The 19,230-nt window shown below is 47.9% G+C and carries 16 protein-coding genes; 9 read left to right on the plus strand and 7 right to left on the minus strand.

Features of this window, described 5'->3' with window-relative positions; genetic code table 11:
- Nucleotides 1-2 precede the first annotated feature (2 nt).
- The 9 genes from E5C26_RS08130 to gndA all read left to right on the plus strand — a co-directional run bounded on the left by E5C26_RS08130 (nucleotide 3) and on the right by gndA (nucleotide 12,999).
- Nucleotides 3-797: an ABC transporter permease gene (locus tag E5C26_RS08130; protein WP_135315838.1), complete on the plus strand. Its 795-nt coding sequence runs from the start codon at nucleotides 3-5 to the stop codon at nucleotides 795-797.
- A complete protein-coding gene (locus tag E5C26_RS08135) occupies nucleotides 797-2,026 on the plus strand; it encodes an ABC transporter ATP-binding protein (RefSeq protein WP_135315839.1) in 1,230 nt (409 codons plus the stop codon). The genes E5C26_RS08130 and E5C26_RS08135 overlap by 1 nt, the downstream gene beginning before the upstream one ends.
- A complete protein-coding gene (locus E5C26_RS08140) occupies nucleotides 2,016-3,464 on the plus strand; it encodes a class I SAM-dependent methyltransferase (protein WP_135315840.1) in 1,449 nt (482 codons plus the stop codon). The genes E5C26_RS08135 and E5C26_RS08140 overlap by 11 nt, the downstream gene beginning before the upstream one ends.
- Nucleotides 3,464-7,183 (plus strand): glycosyltransferase, encoded by a 3,720-nt coding sequence (locus tag E5C26_RS08145; protein ID WP_135315841.1) that lies wholly within the window; start codon nucleotides 3,464-3,466, stop codon nucleotides 7,181-7,183. The genes E5C26_RS08140 and E5C26_RS08145 overlap by 1 nt, the downstream gene beginning before the upstream one ends.
- Nucleotides 7,184-7,228: 45 nt before the next feature.
- A complete protein-coding gene (gmd, locus tag E5C26_RS08150; RefSeq protein WP_135315842.1) occupies nucleotides 7,229-8,269 on the plus strand; it encodes a GDP-mannose 4,6-dehydratase in 1,041 nt (346 codons plus the stop codon).
- A complete protein-coding gene (locus tag E5C26_RS08155) occupies nucleotides 8,269-9,162 on the plus strand; it encodes a GDP-mannose 4,6-dehydratase (RefSeq protein WP_135315843.1) in 894 nt (297 codons plus the stop codon). The genes gmd and E5C26_RS08155 overlap by 1 nt, the downstream gene beginning before the upstream one ends.
- A 2-nt stretch (nucleotides 9,163-9,164) precedes the next feature.
- On the plus strand, nucleotides 9,165-10,298 hold the full coding sequence (locus tag E5C26_RS08160) for a glycosyltransferase family 4 protein (protein WP_135315844.1): 1,134 nt from the start codon (nucleotides 9,165-9,167) through the stop codon (nucleotides 10,296-10,298).
- Nucleotides 10,299-10,306: 8 nt separating this feature from the next.
- Nucleotides 10,307-11,422, plus strand: a complete 1,116-nt coding sequence (locus E5C26_RS08165; RefSeq protein ID WP_135315845.1) for a glycosyltransferase family 4 protein — start codon at nucleotides 10,307-10,309, stop codon at nucleotides 11,420-11,422.
- A 170-nt stretch (nucleotides 11,423-11,592) separates the two neighbouring features.
- A complete protein-coding gene (gene gndA / locus E5C26_RS08170; RefSeq protein WP_012006041.1) occupies nucleotides 11,593-12,999 on the plus strand; it encodes an NADP-dependent phosphogluconate dehydrogenase in 1,407 nt (468 codons plus the stop codon).
- Nucleotides 13,000-13,071: 72 nt separating this feature from the next.
- Here gndA and hisIE read toward each other — a convergent pair whose 3' ends face one another.
- Genes hisIE through hisD form a run of 7 tightly spaced genes read right to left on the minus strand, consistent with a single transcriptional unit; the run spans nucleotide 13,072 to nucleotide 19,227 of the window.
- The gene (gene hisIE / locus E5C26_RS08175) at nucleotides 13,072-13,686 is read right to left on the minus strand and encodes a bifunctional phosphoribosyl-AMP cyclohydrolase/phosphoribosyl-ATP diphosphatase HisIE (RefSeq protein ID WP_099064152.1); all 615 of its coding nucleotides are present in this window, start codon (nucleotides 13,684-13,686) and stop codon (nucleotides 13,072-13,074) included.
- Nucleotides 13,680-14,456: an imidazole glycerol phosphate synthase subunit HisF gene (hisF, locus tag E5C26_RS08180; protein WP_135315846.1), complete on the minus strand. Its 777-nt coding sequence runs from the start codon at nucleotides 14,454-14,456 to the stop codon at nucleotides 13,680-13,682. Before hisF ends, hisIE begins: the two co-directional genes overlap by 7 nt.
- On the minus strand, nucleotides 14,438-15,175 hold the full coding sequence (gene hisA, locus E5C26_RS08185; RefSeq protein ID WP_135315847.1) for a 1-(5-phosphoribosyl)-5-[(5-phosphoribosylamino)methylideneamino]imidazole-4-carboxamide isomerase: 738 nt from the start codon (nucleotides 15,173-15,175) through the stop codon (nucleotides 14,438-14,440). Before hisA ends, hisF begins: the two co-directional genes overlap by 19 nt.
- 5 nt (nucleotides 15,176-15,180) lie before the next feature.
- On the minus strand, nucleotides 15,181-15,771 hold the full coding sequence (hisH, locus tag E5C26_RS08190; protein WP_012006045.1) for an imidazole glycerol phosphate synthase subunit HisH: 591 nt from the start codon (nucleotides 15,769-15,771) through the stop codon (nucleotides 15,181-15,183).
- Nucleotides 15,771-16,838, minus strand: a complete 1,068-nt coding sequence (hisB, locus tag E5C26_RS08195) for a bifunctional histidinol-phosphatase/imidazoleglycerol-phosphate dehydratase HisB (RefSeq protein WP_012006046.1) — start codon at nucleotides 16,836-16,838, stop codon at nucleotides 15,771-15,773. The genes hisH and hisB overlap by 1 nt, the downstream gene beginning before the upstream one ends.
- Nucleotides 16,835-17,923, minus strand: a complete 1,089-nt coding sequence (gene hisC / locus E5C26_RS08200; protein ID WP_135315848.1) for a histidinol-phosphate transaminase — start codon at nucleotides 17,921-17,923, stop codon at nucleotides 16,835-16,837. The genes hisB and hisC overlap by 4 nt, the downstream gene beginning before the upstream one ends.
- Nucleotides 17,920-19,227, minus strand: a complete 1,308-nt coding sequence (hisD, locus tag E5C26_RS08205; RefSeq protein WP_135315849.1) for a histidinol dehydrogenase — start codon at nucleotides 19,225-19,227, stop codon at nucleotides 17,920-17,922. The genes hisC and hisD overlap by 4 nt, the downstream gene beginning before the upstream one ends.
- Between the last annotated feature and the right edge of the window lie 3 nt (nucleotides 19,228-19,230).

Genomic DNA, 19,230 nt, shown 5'->3' on the forward strand with positions numbered 1-19,230 from the left:
TTTTGAAAGAGTTATTTTTGACTATTTATCGCTATCGTGGGTTCATTTTTGGTAGCGTAAAAAGAGAGTTTCAAATTCGTTATAAAATGAGCATGTTAGGCGCGACATGGCTCGTGTTACAACCGTTATCAATGATTTTAGTTTATACGTTGATTTTCTCTCAGGTAATGAAAACTCGCCTTCCTGGTACCGGCGGTGCATATTCGTATAGCATATATCTTTGCGTTGGTATAATTACATGGGGATTGTTTGCTGAGATTATCAGTAGGAGCCAAAATATTTTTATTGAAAGTGCAGGGCTATTGAAGAAATTAAGCTTCCCTCGCATATGTCTGCCTATTATTGTAGCTATATCTGCAATAATAAATTTCATTATTATATTTTCACTCTTTATTGCATTTTTAGTTATTACTGGGAATTTCCATTTCGTATCCATTATAGAAATAATTCCACTGTTAGTGATTGAGGTTATATTTGCTTTGGGGCTAGGCGTGGTCTTAGGGGTCGTCAACGTATTTTTCCGTGATGTTGGTCAATTTGTCACTGTATTATTGCAATTTTGGTTTTGGTTTACCCCTATTGTTTATGTATTAAGTACATTACCCGCTTGGGCTCAGGAAATACTGAAGTACAATCCTATGGCTGTATTAGTAGACAATTATCAACGTGTTGTCATTCATCAACAATCCATCGAATGGGGAAGCGTTTGGCCCGTAATGGTGGCAGCTATTTTACTATGTATTTTAGGCATGCATCTTTTCAGAAAGCATGCGGCTGATATGGTGGATGAATTATAATGGGACAAATCTCTGTAGATAGCGTTGGCAAAGCCTATAAAAAATACTCATCGCGCTTTGGTCGTCTGGTCGAGTGGATCTCGCCTTATAAAGTTGTCAAACATACGAAAGTGTGGGTTTTGAATGATATAAACTTTACTGTTCGCCCAGGTGAGGCTGTTGGTATTATTGGGATAAATGGTGCTGGAAAAAGTACATTGTTAAAGTTAATCACAGGTACTATCCAGCCGACAGTCGGTCAAATAACCTTGACTGGTCGAGTCGCAGCGTTACTTGAATTAGGCATGGGTTTCCATCCGGATTTTACAGGCCGACAGAATGTCTATATGTCTGGGCAACTGTTAGGACTTAATAATAGTGATATTGATAAGCTAATGCCAGAAATTGAAGCATTTGCAGAAATTGGTGAATATATAGATCAACCTGTAAGGGTCTATTCCAGTGGTATGCAGATGCGTTTGGCATTTAGTGTCGCTACGGCAGTGAGACCTGACATATTAATAGTCGATGAAGCCTTATCTGTAGGTGATGCTTACTTCCAGCATAAAAGCTTTGATCGTATACGAAAATTTCGAAGCGAAGGAACAACGCTGCTGATTGTTTCTCATGATAAAATCGCTATACAATCTATTTGTGATAGAGCAATTTTACTTAACGCGGGGAAGGTAGAAAAAGAAGGTGAACCTGAAGCTATCATGGATTATTACAACGCCATGCTTGCGGAGAAATCGGGATCAAAACTGACGGTTAAGCAGGAGCTCACTGAATCAGGTCAAATGCAGACGATCTCTGGATCCGGCGATGCTAAAGTCTCGGCTATTGCTTTATATTCACATGATAATAAACCCGTTGAAATTGTCAGCGTTGGTGATAGTGTGAATTTAAAGGTGACTGTAAAAGTTGAAAAAAATATACCTGAACTAGTTCTCGGCTACATGATAAAAGATCGATTAGGACAACCTATTTTTGGGACGAATACTTTCCATCTAGGAAAATCGCTTAGTAACCTGCATATGGGGCAAGAAATTGAGTTCAATTTCAAATTCGATATGAATTTAGGTGAAGGTAATTACTCTATTGCAGTAGCCCTTCACGACCGGGATACCCATATTAATAAAAATTACGAATGGCGTGATTTAGCCCTTGTATTTAATGTGGTGAATGTTAATAAAAAGACATTTGTAGGGGTATCTTGGTTACCTGCAGAGGTGGAAATTAATGAAAGATAGTTTTTACAGTTCCTTTGAAAATAAACATCGTGGTAGTCGTGAATCAATAAAAGAGCGTCTAAATGTTTATTTACCATTTATTACGCCATTCAAAAATATTTATCCTGGTGAAACCGTTCTTGATTTAGGGTGTGGTCGTGGAGAATGGCTGGAGCTTATGCAATCCCTCGAATTTGATGGAAAGGGAATTGATCTTGATGAAGGAATGCTTTCATATTGCCATGATCTTGGATTAAATGTTGAAAAAGGAGATGTCATCTCTTTTCTGCAAAATATCCCTGATGAGTCAGTAGCTATCGTATCCTCGTTTCATTTAGTTGAACATATTGGATTTGATAATGTTAAAAGGTTAGTTGAGGAGTCTTTCCGAGTTCTAAAACCTGGCGGCCTACTCATTATGGAAACGCCTAACCCAGAAAACATTATAGTGTCAACTAATAACTTCTATCTTGACCCGACGCATGTAACTCCTATTCCCAGTTTATTATTGAGTTTTCTTACAGAGCATCAGGGATTTGAACGTAGTAAACTATTACGTCTTCAAGAAGATAAGAATATTTCTGTTAAAGAAGATATTCAAATTATTGATGTTCTTGGTGGAGTTAGTCCGGACTATAGTGTTATTGCACAAAAAAAAGGTGAGTTAGCTACCTTAAGTTCATTGGATGAAGCTTTCAATTCCAATTATGGTATTGGACTGCAAGAGTTATCAACAAAATTCCATCAATACATTGAAAAATCATTCAAGAGTAGGGATGAGAAGATTGATAAACTGGATGAAACTATCGAAAAGCTGAATCTATTAGAATATGATTCACATATAATAAAAATTTCTAAACTCGAAAATGAATTTTTAGAAAATAAAAAAAATAATGAGTTTACAAAGATACAAAAAGATAGTGCATTTGATAAGCTGTCCGAGCGTTTTTTAGCTCACCTGGAGAAAGAAAATGCTGAATTGAAACTTAATTTGTCCGAATTAAATAATTCGCTTGGCAAGGAGTTAGAGGACCATACGAATACTAAAAATAGGTTAAACTTAGTTTATGCAAGTACATCATGGAAGTTGACGTCCCCAGTCCGTGCTCTTTCTAGCGTTTTGAGATGGTGTGTGAAACCCGTTAAGTTAAATGGTTTCAAGAACTTTCTTCCAAGGCTAAAAGGCTATATCAAGCGGAAGTGCATTTGTTTTGTAAAGCGACTCATCAATGTTTTAAACAGAAAACCTAAATTAAAAGGGGTAATGTTGAAAACAATAAATAAGTTGGGACTTTATGACTATGCTAAAAAACTTTACTATAAATCGAATAGTCAGCGGGTTTCACCTAATCCTCAGAGTGATTTTTCAAACTCTGAATCTGAGTTGTCTCCTAAAGCTAGAGTGATTTATGAGGCTTTAAAGAAAAAAAGCTCAAGTGATAGTATGAGGAATCAGTAATGCGCGTCGTAATAGATATGCAAGGACTGCAAGCGAGCAATGCTAAAAGAGGTATTGGGCGTTACACTTCAGATTTAATTAAGCATATGCTTGAGTCAAATAAAAATCATGAAGTAATTCTTTTACTGAACGGTATGCTGTCTGACCATATCGATGGCATTCGTAACGAATTTTCTCGCTACCTTCCTAATGAAAGTATAGTTGTCTGGAGCGGGGTTGGTCCTGTCAGTGCTATAGATAAGAGCAACGATGTACGTCGAGAGATCTCTGAAAAAATCAGAGAAGATTTTATTGCAAAAATGTCTCCTGATGTGTTGCTGATTACTTCTTTATTTGAAGGGTTACCAGATGATGCTGTAACCAGTATTGGGAAATTTAATACTAAGATCCCGACAGCGGTAATTCTTTATGACCTTATTCCATTAATACATAAAAATATATATTTATGCAACGAGGTTGTTGAAAGTTGGTATTTAAATAAGATCGATAGTTTACGCCGGGCAAACTTGCTATTATCTATCTCGAATTCGTCAGGTAGTGAGGCTGTTCGTCATTTGGGGTTTAATGAAAGTAACGTCATTAATATCTCAACTGCCTGTGATGAAGGATTCAAAAAGATTGACCTTACTGAAAATGAACGTTTTGAACTTCTAAATAAATATAACTTAAATTCCTCGTTCATTATGTATACTGGTGGGATCGATCACAGAAAAAACATTGAAGGACTACTCAAAGCCTATTCTTTGTTATCTAAAACTTTGAGATCCAAACATCAATTGGCAATTGTCTGTTCCATACAGGATGTGGAGAGAGACCGATTAGTCAAACTATGTAAAGAATACGGGCTCAATAAACAAGATGTGATCTTTACAGGTTATATCCCTGAATCTGATTTAATTGGGCTGTACAATTGTTGCGATTGTTTCGTTTTCCCTTCATGGCACGAAGGGTTTGGTTTGCCCGTATTGGAAGCCATGCGTTGTGGAAAGGCTGTTATTGGTGGAAGGCTGTCCAGTATTCCTGAGGTTATTGGTAATGAAGAGGCTTTATTTAATCCTTATGATAGCCAACAAATTGCAGATAAAATGGAGAGACTCCTAACCGATAATGAATTTAAAACATCCTTAGAAAAACACGCTGAGTCACAGTCACTGGTTTTCTCTTGGGATATCTCCGCGATGCTTGCATGGGAATCCCTGGAGAAATTTCATGAGAGTAAAAGTGCCAGTAAGCCGCCATTAAACCATTTCGAATCTGATAAACGACGACGCTTGGCTTATGTCTCACCACTACCTCCGGCCAAAAGCGGTATTGCAGATTATAGTGCGGAGTTGATTTCAGAGTTAACCCGACATTACATTATTGATGTAATTGTAGAACAGGATGATAAAATTTCCGATCCTTATATTATAGCTAACTGTAATGTAAGGACTGTTGATTTTTTCGAAAAAAACTCTACAGAGTATGATCGTATATTGTATCATTTTGGCAATTCTGCTTTCCACGGCCATATGTTCAAGCTGCTGAATGACTATCCAGGTGTTGTCGTTCTTCATGATTTCTATATTTCAGGCGTAGTTGCCCATATCGATCTGGCGACCGCACAATTCCCTGGGATTTGGAGCCAGGAACTTCATAAGTCAGGAGGATGGCCTGCGGTATTTATGCGCTATAAAGCCAAAGATACAGCGGACGTTGTTTACAAATACCCATGTAATATTTCCGTTTTGCAAAATTCTGTTGGTGTTATTGTCCATTCTGATTTCTCACGAAGACTGGCTTCATCACTGTATGGGCATACAAATGTTGCAGATTGGGCTTTAATCCCTCATTTACGAGTACCTATTTATGATGTCCCACGTAATAAGGCGCGGAAAAAACTCGGGATTAATGAAAACGCATTTGTCGTTTGCAGTTTTGGCCTGTTAGGGCCGACAAAACTTAATCATCAGTTGCTCTCAGCTTGGCTCAATTCATCATTATCTGAAAGTGAAGAATGCCATCTTGTTTTTGTTGGTGAAAACCATAATGGAAAATATGGCGAAGACCTTCTGAAAGCAATTAAAAAAAGTAAAAATGGGAAAAGAATTAAAATTACCGGATGGGCAGAAGTTGAAGACTACAAAATGTGGTTGGCGGCTGCTGATATTGGTGTGCAGCTGCGAACACTTTCCCGTGGCGAGACGTCAGGCACTGTCCTGGATTGCATGAATTATGGTTTGGCAACGGTAGTTAATGCTAACGGATCTATGTCCGATATTGATGACGCCTGCGTTGTAAAATTAGCCGATAAATTTTCAGATAATGACCTTATTGATGTCCTTACATCACTTTATAATAATATTGATTATAGAGAAAAACTGAAAACGGCGGCGATAACTAAAATTAGAACATCGCATTGGCCAAGAAATTGCGCAGAAGAGTATAAGGCTGCTATTGAAACTTTCTATGAAGAGTCTCATCACAGTGCTCAAAAATTGATTAGCAGTATTGTCAGAGATACCGAGGGTGATATATCCGGAGAGTACTTAAAGCTGGCTACGGCTATTTCTAAAAATTACGAACCTGAACCACGGAAAAAGCAATTATTAATCGATGTTTCTGAACTTGTTCAACGTGATGCCAAAAGTGGTATTCAGCGAGTTGTCAGAGCCATTCTTCATCAGCTATTGCATAATCCACCGGAAGGATGGGTTGTAGAGCCAGTGTATGCAACAGAGTCATCTAAAGGATATCGGTATGCGCGAAATTTCACATGCCAATTTTTAGAGATACCTGCAAATTGGACGGAGGATAGTCCAATTGAAGCTTGGCAGGGGGACATTTTCCTTGGATTAGATCTTCAGCCGAATATAGTTCAGTCCAAACAGGATTTCTTACGTGAATTGTACAGACGAGGTATTGGCGTACATTTTGTCGTGTATGATTTGCTGCCGATCTTGACACCTGAAGTGTTTTTCCCTGGTGCAAAAGATACTTATGAAATGTGGCTCAACTGTATAACCCAATTTGATGGTGCAATTTGTATTTCTCAAACTGTCGCCAATGAGTTAACAAGTTGGGTTGAAAATCACCATCCTGAGAGAAGCGATTCATTTGATATTGAATGGTTCCACTTGGGGGCTGATTTGGTCAACTCTGTGCCATCCAATGGTGAGTTTGTCGATTCGGCCAATGTGCTTTCTAAAATGTCGAAACGAACGACTTTCTTGATGGTCAGCACCATTGAACCTCGCAAGCAACATGCTCAAGTTTTAGACGCATTTGAACTGCTCTGGAAAAATGGCAGAGATATCAATCTTGTGATTGTCGGTAAGCAGGGCTGGATGGTCGAAGAACTAATCGAACGACTATCTAACCATAATGAATTGAATCAGCGACTCTTTTGGATATCTGGTGTCAGTGATGAATATCTTGAGAAAATTTATAGGGCTGCAGATTGTTTGGTTATTGCCAGCACTGGAGAGGGGTTTGGTTTGCCACTAATTGAAGCTGCTCAATATAATGTGCCGTTAATTGCACGGGATATACCTGTATTTAGAGAGGTTGCTGGTGAAAATGCATTTTACTTTGAGGGAATGTCAGTAACTAATCTGTCTGAAGCGATAGTTGAATGGCTTGGATTGAAGAGCAACGCTGGAGTCCCAGACGTAGCCGGATTAAAATGGCTGACATGGGAACAAAGTGCAAAGCAATTACTATCTGCTCTTTTAAGATGAATTAATGTTTTTACCTAGTGTGTTTAACTTGTAATGGATAATGTAATGACTCAAAAAATAGCCGTAATTACGGGTGTCACTGGCCAAGACGGTGCTTATCTTGCAGAACTGCTGTTAGAAAAAGGCTATGTGGTTCATGGAACCTATCGTCGTACCAGTTCTGTCAATTTCTGGCGTATCGAAGAGTTGGGCATTGATAAGCACCCAAATCTGAATTTGGTTGAATATGATTTGACCGATCTTTCCGCCAGCATTCGTCTGCTGCAGCAAACCGGCGCCACTGAAGTGTACAATCTTGCAGCGCAGAGTTTTGTTGGCGTTTCTTTCGAGCAGCCAATCACCACTGCTGAGATCACGGGCCTTGGGCCGGTAAACCTGCTGGAAGCGATCCGTATTGTTAATCCAAAGATTCGTTTCTACCAGGCATCAACCTCTGAAATGTTCGGTTTGGTTCAAGCGGTACCGCAAAAAGAAGATACGCCGTTCTACCCACGTAGTCCTTACGGTGTGGCAAAGTTGTATGCTCACTGGATGACGATTAACTATCGCGAAAGCTACGGCATTTTTGCTTCCAGCGGTATTTTGTTCAACCATGAGTCGCCTCTGCGTGGCCGTGAGTTTGTTACCCGTAAAATCACTGACTCGGTTGCCAAAATCAAATTGGGCCAATTGGATGTGCTTGAACTGGGTAACATGGACGCGAAACGTGACTGGGGTTTTGCCAAGGAATATGTGGAAGGGATGTGGCGGATGCTTCAAGCCGAACAACCAGATACCTTCGTGCTGGCAACCAACCGTACCGAAACCGTTCGTGACTTCGTCTCCATGGCCTTTAAGGCTGCGGGCTTTACTCTGCGTTTTGAAGGTAAGGATGAGCAGGAAGTAGGGATCGATGTTGTGACAGGCACAACACTGGTTCGCGTTAACCCGAAATTCTACCGTCCTTCTGAGGTTGAGCTGCTGATTGGTAATCCTGAACGTGCTAAAGAAATTTTAGGTTGGGAACCCAAAACCACGCTGGAACAGTTATGCCAGATGATGGTTGAACAAGACATTCGCCGTAATCAGAACGGGTTCTCATTCTGATGTTTGGCGCCGGCAAACGTGCCTTAATCACAGGCATTAATGGGTTTACCGGGCGCTATGTGGCAGCGGAGTTATCCGCTGCCGGATATCGGGTGTTTGGATTGGGGTCATTGCCCTCAACTCAAGAGGATTACCTGCAGGTTAATCTGTTGAATGCAGAGGAGCTGGCGGATGCTATCACACAGGTTAAACCTGATGTTGTGGTTCATCTGGCTGCTATTGCCTTTGTTGGACACGGTGATGCAAGTGCATTTTATAACGTCAACGTTATAGGAACTCGTAATTTACTGCAGGCGCTGTATGACTGCGGTAGACCGCTGGATGCCGTTTTGATTGCCAGTAGCGCCAATATTTACGGTAACAGCGTTGAAGGTAAACTGGACGAATGCATGTCGGCAAACCCGGCAAATGACTATGCGGTCAGTAAATTGGCTATGGAATATATGGCCAAGTTATGGGTAGATAAGCTTCCTATATTTATTACCAGACCCTTTAATTATACTGGCGTCGGTCAGGCTGATAATTTCTTGTTGCCGAAGATTGTGAAGCACTATAAAGAGCGTGCTGCAATCATCGAACTGGGAAATATCGACGTTTGGCGTGATTTCACCGATGTTCGAGCTTTAAGTAAAGCCTATGTGGCATTGCTCCAGGCCAGCCCTGTTGGGGAAACTATCAACGTTTGCTCTGGCAGAACGTACTCATTGCGTGAAGCCGTTGCATTGTGTGAAAAGATCTCTGGCCACTCTTTGGAGATTCGTGTTAATCCTGCTTTTGTTCGTCCGAACGAAGTTAAAAGCCTGTGTGGGGATGCATCTAAATTGCGAACCATTATCGGTGAGTGGGATACACCGCCTCTGGAGGAGACGTTGCGCTGGATGTTGGAAAACTGAGAATGAAAGTTATACTGGGAACTGACCCGATTAGATATCCTTTAACCGGTATTGGCCGATATACCTACGAGTTAGCCAACTGCTTGAAAGAAAGCTCAGAGATATCTGAGCTTTTATTTCTTCAAGGGCGGCATCTAAGCCAGCAGATCCCTACTGCAAGAGTAGCTGATTCAGCAAGTCAGGACCTACGTCGCTGGCTACAAAAAAGTCATGTGGCTTCAGAACTGTATCGTTTGACCGCGCCGTGGTTAAAAACCCATGCTTTAAGAAAACACCCGGATGCGATCTACCACGGCCCAAATTTTTATCTGCCGCCTAATGTAGAGCGCTGCGTGGCGACTTTCCATGATAATTCGGTATTCACCTTACCGCAATGTCATCCGCCAGAACGCGTCCGCTTCATGCAAAAAGAATTGTTGCTGACGATTAAGCGAGCAAAGATTTTAATCACGGACTCTGAATTTACACGGCGTGAGTTAGCCGAATACTTCGGTCTTCCCCTAAGCCGGGTTTATGCGGCTCAATTGGCTAGTAGTGGGGAGTTTTATCCACGTGAATTCGAAGAGATTTCACGTGTTTTGTCGCCCCTCGGTTTGAAAACAAATCAGTATTGTTTATTTACGGGTTCTATCGAGCCGCGTAAAAATATCGCAACGCTTCTCGATGCTTACGAACGCTTGCCACTGGCTTTGCGTCTGGATGTCCCGTTGGTTATCAGCGGGTTTAAGGGGTGGAGCAGCGAGGAGTTGCATCAACGTTTTGAGCGTGGAGAGAAGGCGGGATGGTTACGTTATCTTGGCTTTACCAAATCAGCCGACTTACCTTTCCTTTTTGCTGGTGCCCGCAGTTTCCTGTTCCCGTCGCTGTATGAAGGGTTCGGGCTGCCGGTACTGGAAGCGATGGCGTCTGGGGTACCGGTTGTATGCTCAGACAGCGCCTCACTACCCGAAGTAGTTGGCGATTGTGCCTTGATGTGTGCAGCGAAGGATGTTGAAACACTCACTGAACTGATTCAAAAAAGTATTGAAGACGAAGTTTGGCGTGAAGAAGCCAGGATAAAGGGTCTAAACCGAGCAAAACATTTTTCTTGGCAACGTTGTGCGCAAGAAACCATTCTCGCTTACCAGCAGGTTTGATATTTTTCATGTTGAAAGTTCTGCATTTTTATAAGACATACTATCCAGATTCCTTTGGCGGCATAGAGCAGGTCATTTTTCAATTAAGTGAAGCCGGCTTATGCCACCAGATTGAGTCGACAACATTGTCGCTGAGCACCCGGGGCGATATTGATAATGAACATGTTGGTATGCACACAGCTTATTATGCGGCCACTAACTTTGAAGTTGCGTCTACGCCTTTTTCGGTGAGTGCGATAAGCAAATTTAAGGCGTTGGCGGCCCAGGCAGACATCATTCACTATCATTTCCCGTATCCATTTATGGATTTGGTGCACTTTATTGCCGGTGTTAAAAAACCGACGGTAGTCAGTTACCACTCAGATATTGTTAAGCAAAAGTTGGCGCTGAAAATGTACACGCCATTGATGAACAAATTTTTGAGCTCGGTTGATTGTATTGTCGCGGCTTCTCCAAACTATGTGGAAACCAGCCCGGTACTGCAAAAATATCTGCCTAAGGTGAAAGTCATTCCTTATGGTCTGGATAAAAAGTCTTATCCGGTTGCCGATGAGGCGCACCTTGAACGCTGGCGTCAACAAGTTGGCGATCGTTTCTTCCTGTTTGTTGGGGCATTTCGTTATTACAAAGGCTTGCATATTTTGCTGGAGGCGATTCAGAAAACTGATTTTCCTTTGGTCATTATTGGTGCGGGTCCAATTGAAGCTGAACTTAAACAGCAGGCGCTCGATTTGGGGTTGAAAAACATTCATTTCCTCGGGGCACTGCCAGATGAAGATAAAGCTGCGTTGTTGGAGCTTTGCTATAGCGTAGTATTTCCGTCCCATCTGCGCTCTGAAGCTTTCGGCATTACCCTGCTCGAAGGTGCTATGTATGGTAAGCCACTGATATCCAGTGAAATTGGTACAGGAACGACTTATATCAATATTGATAAGGAGACTGGTATTGTCGTGCCCCCTTCCGACCCGCAAGCGTTGCGAGCGGCGATGACAACGCTGTGGCAAGATCCTGAGCTGGCACAGCGATATGGCGAGAATGCGGCTAAACGTTTCCAGGCGCTGTTCACCTCAGAACGCATGGCAGAAAGCTATATTGAACTTTATCAACAACTGATAAATAAATGATTGTAAAACAATCATATTACGGCTTTCTGATGTCTGAGTAAGTGCAAAAGTGTGACCTATCGCACCAATCACTACCCACGCGGTTCAATCCTGAGTTAACATGTTGACCACATCACAAAACCTGTTGGCCAAAGTTGTCAACAGGGTCATCCTCAGACAGGAGTTCCTCAATGTCCAAGCAACAAATCGGCGTTGTCGGCATGGCAGTAATGGGCCGCAATCTGGCACTGAACATCGAAAGCCGTGGTTACACCGTTTCGATCTTTAACCGTTCAGGCGATAAAACTGATGAAGTTATTGCCGAGAACCCGGGTAAAAACCTGGTGCCGCACTACACCGTTGAAGAGTTCGTTGAATCGCTGGAAAAACCACGCCGCATTTTGCTGATGGTGAAAGCGGGCGAAGCGACTGACAAGACCATTGCTTCCCTGACTCCGCATCTGGATAAAGGTGACATTCTGATCGACGGTGGTAACACCTACTATCAGGACACCATCCGCCGTAACCGCGAACTGTCTGACCAAGGTTTCAACTTCATCGGCACCGGCGTTTCCGGTGGTGAAGAGGGCGCATTGAAAGGCCCTTCAATCATGCCTGGTGGCCAGAAAGAAGCTTACGAACTGGTAGCTCCAATCCTGAAGAAAATCGCTGCGGTAGCGGAAGGCGAGCCTTGCGTAACCTATATCGGCGCTGATGGTGCTGGTCACTATGTGAAAATGGTGCACAACGGTATCGAGTACGGCGACATGCAGCTGATTGCAGAAGCTTATTCTCTGTTGAAACAGGCGTTGAATCTGAGCAACGAACAGCTGGCTGAAACTTTTGCCGAGTGGAACAAAGGCGAACTGAACAGCTACCTGATCGACATCACCAAAGATATCTTCACCAAGAAAGATGAAGAAGGTAAATACCTGGTTGATGTGATCCTGGACGAAGCGGCCAACAAAGGCACCGGTAAATGGACCAGCCAGAGCTCTCTGGATCTGGGCGAACCGCTGTCACTGATCACCGAGTCGGTGTTCGCACGCTACCTGTCCTCCCTGAAAGACCAGCGTGTGGCTGCATCTAAAGTGCTGACCGGTCCTAAAGCGACCCCAGTGAGCGGTGACAAAGCTGAATTCATTGAGAAAGTGCGCCGCGCACTGTACCTGGGCAAAATCGTTTCTTATGCACAGGGCTTCTCTCAATTGAAAGCCGCTTCTAAAGAAAACAACTGGGATCTGCACTACGGCGACATTGCCAAGATCTTCCGCGCCGGCTGTATCATCCGCGCACAGTTCCTGCAGAAAATCACCGACGCTTATGCACACGACGCTGATATCGCCAACCTGTTGCTGGCCCCTTACTTCAAGCAGATTGCTGATGAATACCAGCAGGCGCTGCGTGACGTAGTTTCCTACGCGGTGCAAAACGGTATTCCTACACCGACCTTCTCTGCGGCAATTGCCTACTACGACAGCTACCGTTCAGCGGTTCTGCCTGCCAACCTGATCCAGGCGCAGCGCGACTACTTCGGTGCTCACACTTACAAACGTATCGACAAAGAAGGCGTATTCCATACCGAATGGATGGAATAATCCCAACGTTTGAAGTATAAAAAAGCCGCCGAGGCTCACGCCCGGCGGCTTTTTTTTACCTATAAAACAGCGTTATTTCTGGTGCCGTTCGCGCAACCGGCCAATCACTTTGCTCAAGTCCAAGTCCTGATCCTGCAGCAGCACCAACAGGTGATAAATCAGATCGGAAGCTTCGTTGGTCAATTCTTCGCGGTCGTTCACCGTAGCGGCCAGTGCCGTTTCCACGCCTTCTTCACCCACTTTTTGTGCGATGCGTTTGGTGCCACTGGCGTACAGGCTGGCGGTGTAAGAGCTGTCGGGGCTGGCCGTCTTGCGTTCTGCCAGCAGTTGTTCCAACTGATACAGAAAACCCCAATCGCTGCTGGCCGGGTGGAAGCAACTGGTATTACCCAGGTGGCAGGTGGGGCCAATCGGATTAGCCAGAATCAACAGCGTATCGTTGTCGCAGTCCGGGGTGATGCTGACTACGTTGAGGAAGTGGCCAGAGCTTTCGCCCTTGGTCCACAGGCGCTGTTTGGTGCGTGAGAAAAAGGTGACCTTACCGCTCTGTTCGGTCACGGCCAGCGCTTCCTGATTCATATAGCCGAGCATCAGCACTTCGCCGGATACGGCATGCTGGACGATTACCGGCAGCAAGTGGTCCGTTTTTTCCCAGTCCAGCTGGTTTCTTTGTTGTTCTGTTAACACAGTCGGATCTCCACACCTTGTTCGGACAAGAACCTTTTCAGGTCACCGATATTAATGATTTGTTTGTGGAACACCGAAGCGGCCAGTGCGCCGTCGACATCGGCATCGCGGAAGGCTTCCAGGAAGTGCTCCATGGTGCCTGCACCGCCGGAGGCGATCAATGGCACTTTGCACACTTCGCGCACCAGGCGCAGCTGTTCCAAATCGTAACCGTTACGTACGCCGTCCTGATTCATCATGTTCAGCACAATCTCGCCGGCGCCGCGCTTCTGCACTTCTTTCACCCAATCCAGGGTTTCCCACTCGGTGACGCGGGTGCGGCTTTCGTCGCCGGTGTACTGGTTAACGTGGTACTTGCCGGTTTCGGCTTCGAACCAGGTATCAATACCCACCACAATGCACTGCACGCCAAAGCGATCCGCCAGGCGGCTAATCAGCGCCGGGTCGGCCAGCGCCGGGGAGTTGATGGAAATCTTGTCGGCGCCGAAAGACAGGATCTGGCTGGCGTCTTCCGGGCTTTTAATTCCACCGGCGACGCAGAAGGGGATGTCGATCACCTCAGCCACGCGTGATACCCAGCTTTTATCTACCACCCGGCCGTCGCTTGACGCGGTGATATCGTAAAACACCAGTTCGTCCGCGCCTTCCTGCGCATAGCGTTGCGCCAGCGGCACGATGTCGCCGATAATTTCATGGTTGCGGAACTGCACGCCTTTCACTACCTGCCCGTCTTTAACATCCAGGCACGGGATTATCCGTTTTGCCAGCATGCGATCGCCTCCTCAACGCTAAACTTACCTTCCAGCAGGGCACGCCCCACAATCACACCCTCAACGCCACTGCCGCGCAACTGGGCGATATCATCCAGATTACCGATACCGCCAGAAGCCTGAAAGGCTACCTGCGGATAGCGTTGGCTGATTTCCTGATACAGCGCCACGTTGGAACCGGCCAATGTCCCGTCACGAGAAATATCGGTGCACAGCACGTGCTTGAGGCCATAAGGCAAGAACTGCTCAACCACCTGTTCCAGTGTGGCATCGGAGTTTTCCTGCCAACCGCTGATCGCCACGCGTTTGGTGCCGTCTGCGTCAATGCGCACGTCCAGTGCCAGTACCATGGCGTCCGCGCCGTAGCGTTCGAACCAGCCCTGTACCAACTGCGGCTGTTTTACCGCGGTGGAGCCGATCACCACGCGGGTCGCACCGGCCTCCAGCAGGGCAGCGACATCCTGCTCATTGCGAATGCCGCCGCCAACCTGTACCGGTACGTTAACCCCTGCCAGCAGCTTGCGCAGCAGTGGGATCTGGCGCGCGGACGGATCTTTGGCACCGGTCAGATCGACCAGATGCAGAACCTGCGCGCCCTGTTGCTGATAGTCCTGCAGGCGTAACAGCGGATCGTTGCCGTAGTCGCGCTGCTGGCCGTAATCGCCCTGATGCAAACGCACCACGTTGCCGTCGATCAAATCCAAAGCCGGAATAATCATGCTGCCTACATCTCCAGAAAGTTTTTCAACAGTTGCGCACCGGCCGCGCCAGATCGCTCTGGATGAAACTGCACGCCGAAGAAATTGTCTTTTTGTACGGCGGCGGTGAAGGGCTCGCCGTAATTCGCCTGGGCGATGGTGCTTGGGCATATCGGCATCGCATAGCTGTGAACGAAGTAGAAGTAGGCACCGTCTTCGATGCCGCGGAACAGGTGATGGCCCGCCTGGGCAGACACCTGATTCCAGCCCATGTGCGGCAACGGCAGGCCAAAGTCGGTCATCTGGGTGACCGGGGTATCGATAATGCCCAGCGTGTCGATGCCACCGTTCTCTTCACTGCTTTTTGCCAGCAACTGCATACCGAGGCAAATCCCCAGCACCGGTTGGGTGCAGGCCTTGATCAGCTCAATCAGTTCGCGTTGTTCCAACTGGTCCATCGCCGCCTGTGCGGTGCCGACGCCCGGCAGGAACAGCTTGTCGGCGCGCAGGACAATCTCCGGGTCACGGCTCACTTCCGGGCGGTAGCCCAAACGCTGCACCGCGTAGGTGACGGAGGCCAGGTTGGCGCAGCCGGTGTCCAGAATCACCACGTCCATCACAGCACTCCTTTCGAGCTCGGGAGGGTGTTGCCCTCAACGCGGATCGCCTGGCGCAGCGTGCGGCCAAACACTTTGAACAGGCTTTCGACACGGTGGTGGTCGTTTTTGCCCTTGGTTTTCAGGTGCAGGGTGCAGCCCATGGTGTAGGACAGCGAACGGAAGAAGTGTTCGACCATTTCAGTGCTCAGATCGCCGACGCGCTGATAGTTGAATTCCGCTTTGTATTCCAGGTGTGGACGGCCGGAGATATCCAGCGCACAGCGCGCCAGGCACTCGTCCATCGGCAACACAAAACCGAAACGTGCGATGCCGCGTTTGTCGCCCAGTGCCTTGTTCAGTGCTTCGCCCAGCGCCAGGCCGGTGTCTTCCACCGTGTGGTGATCGTCGATATACAGATCGCCTTTGACGTTGATATCCATGCGGAAGCCGCCGTGGGTGGCGATCTGATCCAGCATGTGATCGAAGAAGCCGACGCCGGTCTTGATCTTGCTGCCGCCTTCGCGATCCAGCCAGACGTTGACGTCAATCTGCGTTTCTTTGGTCACGCGGTTAACCTGGGCATGGCGATCGCGCTGGGTCAGTTGGCGGGTAATTTCTTTCCAGCCCAGGGAACCACGCTGATAACGCAGTCCCTGAATACCCATATTCTCAGCCAGTTGCACGTCGGTCGGACGATCGCCGATCACGTAGCTGTGAACGGTATCCATCACGCCGGGTTCCAGATAGCCTTTGACCAGCGCGGTCTTTGGCTTGCGACAGTCACAGTTGTCCGCCGGCAGGTGCGGGCAGATCAGAATATCTTCAAAATGAATACCCTGTGAGCTGAGGATCTGCATCATCAGGTTATGCGGCGGGTCGAAGGTTTCCTGTGGGAAACTGGCGGTGCCGAGACCATCCTGATTGGTGATCATCACCAGTTGATAGCCCGCCTGCTGCAACTCCAGCAGGCAAGGGATCACGTCCGGCTCCAGCGCCAGTTTATCCAGGCGGTCGACCTGGAAATCTTCTGGTGGTTCAGCAATCAGCGTGCCGTCACGGTCAATAAAGAGGAATTTCTGGCTCACATTGGCTCCTGGCGAGTCTTGGTTGCACCGGGCAGGGCAGACAGCGCATCAACCACGCGCTGGCATTCTTCACGGGTGCCTATGGTGATGCGCAGGCAGCCGGATAACCCCGGTTGTTTATTTTGGTCTCTTAAGATGATGCCCTGATCCCACAAGGTTTTAAACACATTACTGGAGGCCGTGAATCGTGCCAGCAGGTAATTGCTGTCGCTGGTGAAAACCTGTTCAACGCAGGCACAGTTTTGCAGTGCCTGCTGCAACCAGCTGCGGTTGGCGGCAATCTCGGTAACCCGTTGGTGCATGATGCGGATCCCCTCGGTGCTGAGCGCCTGGGCGGCGATATCGGCGACCGGAGTGGAGAGCGGGTAAGGGGCAATCACCTTCAGCAGCAGAGCGATCAAGTCTTCGTTGCCGAGAGTAAAACCGCAGCGTAGCCCAGCCAGTGCAAAGGCCTTGGACAGGGTGCGCAAGATAGCCAGGTGCGGGTAGTCATTCAGCCAGCCGGCGACGCTTGCCTGTGGGCAGAATTCAATATAGGCCTCATCGATCGCAACGATCGCCTTGCCCTTGGTCATCTCCAGCAGGCTGCGCAGATCGTTGGCATCGATCAGGTTACCCGTCGGGTTGTTGGGGCTGCAGACGTAAATCAGTTTCACGTTGTCCAGGCTGTCGGCGATAGCCGGCAAATCCAGCTGCCAGTCCTGTTTGGCCGCCACGGTACGACGCTCCACGCCAAAGGTTTCGGCGCTGACGGCATACATGCCATAGGTCGGCGGGCAGAACAGGATGGCGTCTTTGCCCTGCTCGCAGAATGCGCGGATCAGCAATTCAATACCTTCGTCTGCCCCACGGCTGACCAGCACCTGCTCCTTTTTAACCCCGGCGTACTCGGCGTAGCGTTCGATCACCCGTGCCGGTTGGCATTCCGGGTAACGGTTAAAGGTTTGAGCGGTCAGTTGGAACTCAGGGGCGATCGGGTATTCGTTGGCGTTCAGCCACACGTCGCCGTTGCCACCCAGGCGGCGTGCCGACTGATAAGGGGTCAGGTCGCGAACGTTGGCACGGGCCAGATTTTCAATGCTCATGCTTGCTCCTTCAGGGCGGCAACGCGCAGGGTCACGGCGTTTTTGTGGGCAATCAACTGCTCGGCGGCGGCCAGGGTTTCAATGGTGGCGGCCAGGTTCATAAAGCCCTGCGGCGTCAGTTCCTGCACCGTCATGCGCTTTTGGAAGTCCGCCAGGCCCAGGCTGGAACAGGTGGCGGTATAACCGTAGGTTGGCAGCACGTGGTTGGTGCCGGACGCATAGTCACCGGCAGACTCCGGTGACCAGTCGCCAAGGAATACCGAACCGGCGCTGGTGATGCTGTCGACCAGAGCACGGGCGTCGCGGGTCTGAATGATCAGGTGTTCCGGGCCGTACTGATTGCTGATGGCCACGCATTCAGCCAAATCTTTGGTGACAATCAGTCGGCTACTGGCCAGCGCCTGACGCGCAGTTTCGGCGCGTGGTAACTGTGCCAGTTGCTGTTCTACGGCATCGCGTACCGCCTGCGCCATCGCGGCGTCCGGCGTCAGTAAAATCACCTGCGAGTCCGGGCCGTGCTCTGCCTGCGACAGCAGATCCGAGGCGACGAAGGCCGGAGTGGCACCGGCGTCGGCGATCACCAGCACTTCGGAAGGACCTGCCGGCATATCGATGGCCGCGCCGTCCAGTCGTTGGCTGATTTGGCGTTTGGCTTCGGTGACAAAGGCATTGCCCGGCCCGAAGATTTTCGCCACGCGCGGTACGGAGTCGGTACCGAACGCCATAGCGGCGATCGCCTGTGCACCGCCAACCTGAAACACCTCTTCCACTCCGCACAGTTGCGCGGCATACAGAATCTCATCGGCAATAGGCGGTGGTGAACACAGCACTACGCGGCGGCAACCTGCGATACGTGCCGGTGTTGCCAGCATCAATACGGTAGAAAACAGCGGCGCGGAGCCGCCGGGAATATACAGGCCCACCGAGTCGATCGGACGGGTCACCTGCTGGCAACGCACGCCCGGCTGGGTTTCCACATCAACCGGCGGCAACTGTTGCGCATTGTGGAAAGTCTCCACATTGGCGACAGCCACGGCCATCGCCTGCTTGATCTCATCACCCAGGCGGGCGCTGGCAGCTTTTATTTGCTCGGCGGTGACGCGCAGTGCGCCAACCTCGGTTTTATCAAATTTGGCGCTGTAATCACGCAGCGCCTGATCGCCAGTGGCCTTCACGTTGTCGAGGATTTCGCTCACCGTGCGGGTGATGCTGTCTGAGGCGGAGATCGCCGGACGCATCAGCAGTGCCGTGCGCTGTTCGGCGCTGCAGTCTGCCCAGTTGACCAGAGTATTGAAGTTCGACATGGC

Origin of the sequence: Serratia proteamaculans, assembly GCF_004684015.1 — a bacterium.
Lineage (GTDB): Bacteria > Pseudomonadota > Gammaproteobacteria > Enterobacterales > Enterobacteriaceae > Serratia > Serratia proteamaculans_F.

Excerpts from the sequence above, each read along its gene's own strand:
- E5C26_RS08135 (WP_135315839.1), top strand. The coding sequence starts at position 797 with ATGGGACAAATCTCTGTAGATAGCGTTGGCAAAGCCTATAAAAAATAC.
- E5C26_RS08140 (WP_135315840.1), top strand. The coding sequence starts at position 2,016 with ATGAAAGATAGTTTTTACAGTTCCTTTGAAAATAAACATCGTGGTAGT.
- E5C26_RS08145 (WP_135315841.1), top strand. The coding sequence starts at position 3,464 with ATGCGCGTCGTAATAGATATGCAAGGACTGCAAGCGAGCAATGCTAAA.
- gmd (WP_135315842.1), top strand. The coding sequence starts at position 7,229 with ATGACTCAAAAAATAGCCGTAATTACGGGTGTCACTGGCCAAGACGGT.
- E5C26_RS08155 (WP_135315843.1), top strand. The coding sequence starts at position 8,269 with ATGTTTGGCGCCGGCAAACGTGCCTTAATCACAGGCATTAATGGGTTT.
- E5C26_RS08160 (WP_135315844.1), top strand. The coding sequence starts at position 9,165 with ATGAAAGTTATACTGGGAACTGACCCGATTAGATATCCTTTAACCGGT.
- E5C26_RS08165 (WP_135315845.1), top strand. The coding sequence starts at position 10,307 with ATGTTGAAAGTTCTGCATTTTTATAAGACATACTATCCAGATTCCTTT.
- gndA (WP_012006041.1), top strand. The coding sequence starts at position 11,593 with ATGTCCAAGCAACAAATCGGCGTTGTCGGCATGGCAGTAATGGGCCGC.
- hisF (WP_135315846.1), bottom strand. The coding sequence starts at position 14,456 with ATGCTGGCAAAACGGATAATCCCGTGCCTGGATGTTAAAGACGGGCAG.
- hisA (WP_135315847.1), bottom strand. The coding sequence starts at position 15,175 with ATGATTATTCCGGCTTTGGATTTGATCGACGGCAACGTGGTGCGTTTG.
- hisH (WP_012006045.1), bottom strand. The coding sequence starts at position 15,771 with ATGGACGTGGTGATTCTGGACACCGGCTGCGCCAACCTGGCCTCCGTC.
- hisC (WP_135315848.1), bottom strand. The coding sequence starts at position 17,923 with ATGAGCATTGAAAATCTGGCCCGTGCCAACGTTCGCGACCTGACCCCT.
- hisD (WP_135315849.1), bottom strand. The coding sequence starts at position 19,227 with ATGTCGAACTTCAATACTCTGGTCAACTGGGCAGACTGCAGCGCCGAA.